Annotated in this window: 6 protein-coding genes; all 6 read right to left on the bottom strand. The window is 44.4% G+C overall.

Going from position 1 to position 6,450, the window contains the following annotated elements; all coding sequences use genetic code 11:
* Window positions 1-215 precede the first annotated feature (215 nt).
* Window positions 216-890, bottom strand: a complete 675-nt coding sequence (locus B5G09_RS12185) for a DUF4304 domain-containing protein (protein ID WP_087405381.1) — start codon at window positions 888-890, stop codon at window positions 216-218.
* A 50-nt stretch (window positions 891-940) separates the two neighbouring features.
* On the bottom strand, window positions 941-1,969 hold the full coding sequence (locus tag B5G09_RS12180) for a DKNYY domain-containing protein (protein ID WP_162608280.1): 1,029 nt from the start codon (window positions 1,967-1,969) through the stop codon (window positions 941-943).
* Window positions 1,970-2,072: 103 nt separating this feature from the next.
* A complete protein-coding gene (locus B5G09_RS12175) occupies window positions 2,073-3,476 on the bottom strand; it encodes a mobilization protein (RefSeq protein ID WP_087405380.1) in 1,404 nt (467 codons plus the stop codon).
* A gap of 225 nt (window positions 3,477-3,701) precedes the next feature.
* Window positions 3,702-4,661, bottom strand: coding sequence for a toprim domain-containing protein (locus B5G09_RS12170; RefSeq protein ID WP_087405379.1), 960 nt, complete (start codon window positions 4,659-4,661; stop codon window positions 3,702-3,704).
* 207 nt (window positions 4,662-4,868) lie between these two features.
* On the bottom strand, window positions 4,869-5,945 hold the full coding sequence (locus B5G09_RS12165; RefSeq protein WP_087405378.1) for an AAA family ATPase: 1,077 nt from the start codon (window positions 5,943-5,945) through the stop codon (window positions 4,869-4,871).
* 14 nt (window positions 5,946-5,959) lie between these two features.
* Window positions 5,960-6,268 (bottom strand): DUF3853 family protein, encoded by a 309-nt coding sequence (locus B5G09_RS12160; protein WP_008145895.1) that lies wholly within the window; start codon window positions 6,266-6,268, stop codon window positions 5,960-5,962.
* Window positions 6,269-6,450: the final 182 nt, after the last annotated feature.

The following is a 6,450-nucleotide window of genomic DNA, read 5'->3' as shown; positions in this document are numbered from 1 at the left end:
CATGGGATTGTGTGGTATTGTAGAATATCACCATTTTGGGCGAACAAGAAAATTCATTTAAGCGACAAGGATTTTGGCATTGTATGATATTCTATGATATACAAGTTATTAGTGCCTCTCTCTCCGCAATAAACATTGAAAATCAATGTTTTACAAATTAAACACCCGATTTTACACCCAAGAATGTAAAGTCGGGTGTTTTCTTATTTAAAGGGTTATGGGCTAATCCCCCTGCTTTTATACATTTCGTCTATTTTGTCTAATAATGAAGTGTTTGCCTTTCGTTGCTCCATTTTGCTTCTCAACGATTTTGCCTTTTTCGCTTTTCCTGTCGCAAGGCACAACATATACAAGCCGATAGGGGTAGCCCAAAAGACTTTTTGTTTAGACCTGACATGAAACAGTTTAATTAGGAAAGTGTGTATTGAGTGATTGTCCTCTATTAAATCCCATAAATCATTCAAGCATTGATGTTGTTTTAATAAGGGCAAGACTCTATTCTGTAGTATAGAGCAAATCAAATCTTTTATTGGTGAGCAATCTTGATTTGGGTGCAAAATGAACCAATAATCCTCTTTTCCAATAAAATTCCCTATACGAGTTCTTATCGGACAGGAATTTTCCAAAGGAAAATCACAGACCTCATTAAACAAACACATTGCATAATCTCCCCAAGTTACACCAATGTTGATTGTGAATTGCCATGTGTTTGAAGAATCATCAAATCCCCATCTGTCTTTTTGCATATTGATACACCAATCTAATTCTCCTACATGAGCATAAAAGTTATTGCCGTTTTTCTTAAACTCAGCGGATTTTAAAATAGGTGCTATACCTTCTTTGATAATATCGTAGAATTGTTTCTTAATATTTAGTTTTTCTTCTGTCATATTAACCTAGACTTTATTCATTGGGGAAATATCTGTTTATGATTGATTTCTTAATACTCTTTCTTCTTTTTATCGAACGGATATTCATCGTTCCATGAATTTTCTTTTATAGTATAGATGTAGTTTCTATCTTCAAAGACTTCATCGCTAATTTGATGAAAAGTAGCGGCGTTAATGTCATTTAGTTGCTTCCTGTCAAAGAATACATACTGTTTGTCGGTTGCAATACGCCCGTAAAAATAGAACGTGGCATTTTCTACATCTAATGAGTCTTTGAGGAAAGGTTCTCCATTCAAGAAGAGCATATCATTAACTAAATATTTGCCGACACCGATTTCCTCAAAACGTTTAATATCTATATTCCGAACGATTACAGAATCACCATAAATAACATTTCTGCCATTGCGGAAATATTGATACCCCGGCTCAACAGGATGTTGCAAGGAATCTATACGCTGTAGTTCCCACTGTCCTGTTTTAGAATTAGGTACAGTCTGATAGACATAGTTCTTGTCTATAAACCAATCCTCGCCTATAATCCTAAAACTGTTTCTATCGACATCAGTTCTCTTATCATTGTAGTAAACGTAATTTTTGTCTCGTATCCACTCATCCGACCTGCGGCCAAGACGATACACGAAATATTCGGCAGTTTCAGCATCTATGCTGCTATGGGAAGGTCTTATGAATGAACTGCTGCTGGAGAAATCGCGGATATAGACATTGTTTTTATCACACGCAACTCCGTTGGCATTGATATGGAATGTTTTGGCATCTACGTTTTCTATCAACTTGCTTCCAAACCAGACATGTGTTGCATCCTTTGCCAAGTTGTCATCTAATACCATAAATGTTGCCTTGTCCACGTCTTTGAGGTATCCCCAATTACCGTAATTGATCAAGTTTAGCGAATGTTCAACAGAGATATAGTATATGCCTCTGATATTTTGATAGTAGGTATAATAATCACTGTTAACTTTATGACCTCTGGGTATAGGGAAGCCAAAAGACAACAATGCAAAAACATATAGGCCAATTATAGAAGCTGTGATAATTGCTATTTTGGAATACCTTTTCATTATATATTTCCTATTTTGAAATCCGATAACAAAATTACAAAAAAAGTACCGTTTATCAGTCATTTATGGACGGTACTTTTTTGTTTCTCAATGCAATATCCGATTACAGTTTCATCCCCCTGCTTTTCCTTTGCGGCTGTATGGGACAGCGAATGTTCTGCCTTAATTTGTTGAACTGTTCCTTGAACCATTCGCCAATCGGTTGCCTGTTTATGGTCAGCATCAGTTTGTTGTCATCAGTCGGATTCTTTTCCACCTTGAAAACATCGTTCTTGATGTCAAACTTCCGTCTGTGTTCTTCGGAATAAATCCTGCCATTGCACCTGATAGCCTCTTTCTTTGTCAGTAGGTTCTCTATCATTTCTTTGGTGAAGCCGATAGCTGCGCACAACTTTTCCATTCTAAGCATCTCCCTAAGCATCGGGAACCATTTGAATGCCTTTTCAAGAATAGTATTCAGCCGTGATATTTCCTTGTCTTTGGCTTCAAGTTCCTGCTTGTGTATTCCTTGCAGGCTGCGTATCTGCCTGCCGTGCTGTTCCTGCATGTGCTGCATTTGGGCTTTCAAGTCATCAATACCCTTGTCCCGTTTGGCAATTTCCTGACGCAATTCGTCATTGGACTGCTCCAGTTTCTTCATTTTTCCGCTACCGAAAAGAGAACCCACTCCGCTTGCTATGACTGTGGCAGCATCGGTAGCCGCGCTTTTGAGCTTGTCCGTGCGTATCTCCGATTTCACCTGTCTGAGTTCCTGTTCGGCAAGGTTCACCTGCCGTTCCTTATGCCGCTTTACGGCTTCTATGCGTTGCAGTTCGGCTTTCTGTTTTTCAATGATGAAGTCGTTCCGTTCCAGGTGTTCTTTGCCTGTTGCGGCTTTTGACTTTCCACGCTCCATTAGAAGGATGTCGGATGCCAAGGTCTGCATCTGCACCATGTCATCGTCATTGAGTTTGCGGCTTTTGCCTGTATCGTGGTTCATCCAATCGAATACGATATGCGCATGGTAATTCGGCTTGAACCACCTTTCGCCAACCTTGAAACTCTCCCTGTCCTCCGGGTCAGACTGTCCGTTCAGCCAATGCCCTTCGTCTTTGTGCAGGAAGATTTGGAGCGGTGTAATGCCCCAGCGTTTTTGGCATCCTTCGCCAAACTTACGCACATCTGCCAGTGTGGTGTCAGGTCTGATGAGCAATACTCCCTCACGGATGGGTGAACATCCTGCTATCTTGATAATCTTGCCGTTCTTCCCTTTGCGCTCACGCTCCTTTTCCTGCATGGCACGACCAGTCTTTTCCTTGACCATCCGTTTGATGTCCTCATAGTGCGCCTGCAATTCGGGATTGCCGAAGTCCGGATTTATCCACTGCTCGTTATTCGCAGAGAGTTCGGATACCACATATACCTTGGATTTTCCGATGTTGCGCATATACTCGGCAGTTCTCCGGTTATGAGCCTCGCTTGATGCTACGTTGCAAGGCTTGATATGTATGCTTGATTTTGTTGCCATATTTTCAAATCTTGATTGTGTTATTTACTAATCTTGTTTGTTGCTACCGCTCATATCCGCAAGGGGTTCTTAGTGGTGTAACCCATGAGCGGAGTTTCCAAAGAGAGGGTCACTCTTTGGTCGGGTTGCACAGGGCTGAAAGCCCTTGCCGGGTTCTTAGGGCAGCGTCCTAAGCCCCTCGGGAGAGCCCACAACTACGCAAGCGAAGCGTGTAGTTATAGTGAGCTATAACCGGAAGCCTTTCGATTTCTTGGATAACGCATCATTCCTCTTTTTGACGGATTGCATTTGCTCTTTTCTATCCGCCATGCGTTTCTGCAAATACTCGTTCAGGTCTTTGCATCCGCTGTAGATTTGTGAAGCGTCCCGTATATGCTGGGTGCTGTCGTATTCCTTGCGGATTTGCTGAAGGGCTTCCATTCCTGCACGGTCATTGTCAAAAAAGCAGTGGATGCGCTCATATCTTCCCAACGGATAGAGTGCTTTGGAAACATTGGCAACAGAGTTCAGAACCATGTAATCCTGCCTGTCGAAATCAGGGTATTGCGGACAGCTTTCGAGCCGCAGGGTCAGAAATGAGAGGTAGTCCATAAATCCCTCGAAAACGAAACACGTGCCCTTTGGCTCTCCCGACTGTCTGATGTGGGATATTTCCTTCGGTGCGATACAGCCCTTGAAATATCGGTTGCGGATTTCATAGCCGCCCGACATGTTGGGAAACGCAATGGCGAAGTACCGTTTGCCGTTGTGCGTAAACCGCGCTTCCTTACATTCTTTTTTCGCCAGTACCGGATTTATTCCCCTTTCCTGCAAGTAAGCGAGCAAGGCAGGAGAAGAAAGCGGCACGATTTCCAACTGTTGGAAACTCGGCTCTGTAAATGACTGCTTGCGAAAAGAGAAAGAAACGGGGCGCACGCGCGGTGCCTGTTCCTCTATGCGTTTCAAAAGGTACGGCACGCTGTCCGTTGCATAGAGGTGCGAAGCCAGCGCGATGATGTTGCCGCCCTTGCCGAGCGCAAAATCATACCATTGGTTCCGCTCGGTGTTCACCTTGAACGAGGCTTCGGTTTCTTCCCTGAACGGTGATTTGTACCAGAGATTGATGCCCTGCCGCTTCACCGGGCTATATCCCAAGCTGTGTAGGTATTCTTCCAGTCTGATTTGTTTTGCTGTCTGTATGTCCATAAATGATTGTTTTTATCGGTTATTGTTTGTTTTTCTTTTCGCCAGTACCTTTTCATATAGGTTACTGGCTGTATAATCACTTCACTTTATTGTCGTATATATAGGATACGGCTTAAAGTGAAGCGGTTGAGTGTGCCCCTACAATCACTTCGCTTTATCCTAATATATAGACCCTGAGAATAAAGTGAAGTGATTGCGAGGATTGGGCTAATAGTGGAAATCCGGTTCGTACCTGTACTTCCTGCCATTTTCCTGCACTATCATCCGCTTGTTCTTCAACACTGTGATGAGTTTAACCAGCTTGTTGTCGCTTAACGGAACACCCACAAAGGCATACGACTCTTTCAATGCTTTGCTCAGTTCCTTATATCCGTATTCGTCCTGTAACGAAAATGCTGCTTCCAGTGCTATCCGGTGCTGTTGCTCGGAAATGTCCTTGCAGGCATCGAACCTTTCGCCTTGGGGTCTGCCGGGTGCTTTGGCTTCTGTCTGATAATCCTCTATCAGTTCGGGCAGTGCCCTATCATTAATGCGGAAGGCAAATGGCTCGAAGTCCATTGCACGGATGTGCATGGCGGAAACCTTGCTTATGTCCCCGTTGCTCTTGTCCTTTTCAACAAGTAGCACGGTTTCTGCCTTGTTGTTCAGTTCCGTGCCGATATGTCCCCTCGCGTTCTCATCCCCCTTGTTCTGGTGGAGTATCGTGTGGATATGTATCTGCCTGTCGTCCGTCCACTGCATCAGTTTCGATATGATGCGTGTCGATTCGCTGGGGCTGTTGATGTCATACACCATGTCACGGATGCCGTCTATCACCACTAGACCAAGGTTCGGCGTATGGTAGATTGCCTGTTCGACAATCCTTATGCGCTGCTCCGGCGTGTATTTCCGCAGGGCAAGGAACTCAAGGTTCTCGTTGTCCCTGTCATCGGGCAGCCCTGCCATGCGCATGATGCGTTCCATTACATTCAGGCAGTGGTGGGGGCTTTGCTCCGTATCTACGTAAAGCACTTTCCGCTTTGCTTCGGGAAGTTCAGCCGCATACCTGAGCACCGTGCCGTTCTTCAATACCGCAGCCACGATAGCCGACACATTGAATGTTTTCTTGCTTTTGGCTTTGCCGATGGATGCGCTGAAATTTCCCAACGTACCGATAACTGAACCTTTCACGCTGAGGATTTCGGGTGCTTTTTCGTATTTTCCCGACAGGCTCAACCGTGAGGCTTGCCAGAGGATTACCGCCTGTTCGTCCGATATTTCCCGGATGTCTTTCATATATTCCATAGCGATTCCTCCCGTTACTTGCGTCCACCTGTTTTCTTTCCTGCCAGTTCAAGGGCAAGTTCCGCGTCCACGATAATCTTGCGCCCTATCTGGGTGATGGCCTTGTCTATCTTCCCGCTTTTCTTTATGCGGTTGGCAGTGGGCAGGCTGCACCCGAACAGCTTGGCTATGCCGAGTATGCCGTACACATATTTCCTGCCTGTGTCCGTTACGGGCTGCGGCTGCGCTTCCGGCTGACCGGATGCGTGCCTGCTTAACATGATGAACTCTTCGCCTGTCATCTGCCAGACGGGTTTGGATAATAATTCTTGGATATTTGTCATCGTCCAATCTAATTAGTCGTTAAACAATCAGCCCTGCGCACTGGCTGTTATTTCTGTTCTCGAACGATGCAAAATTAGGTAGGGTTATGAGTGGTAAGGATGGGGACGGTATAATCCGAATATCGCTGTATCTTATTGAATATCAGAAAATAAAAATACCACTCAAAAATTAATTTGAGTGG

Source organism: Alistipes sp. An54, from assembly GCF_002159375.1.
In the GTDB taxonomy this organism is placed as follows: Bacteria; Bacteroidota; Bacteroidia; order Bacteroidales; family Rikenellaceae; genus Alistipes; species Alistipes megaguti.
This window is presented reverse-complemented; position numbering and strand designations above follow the sequence as displayed.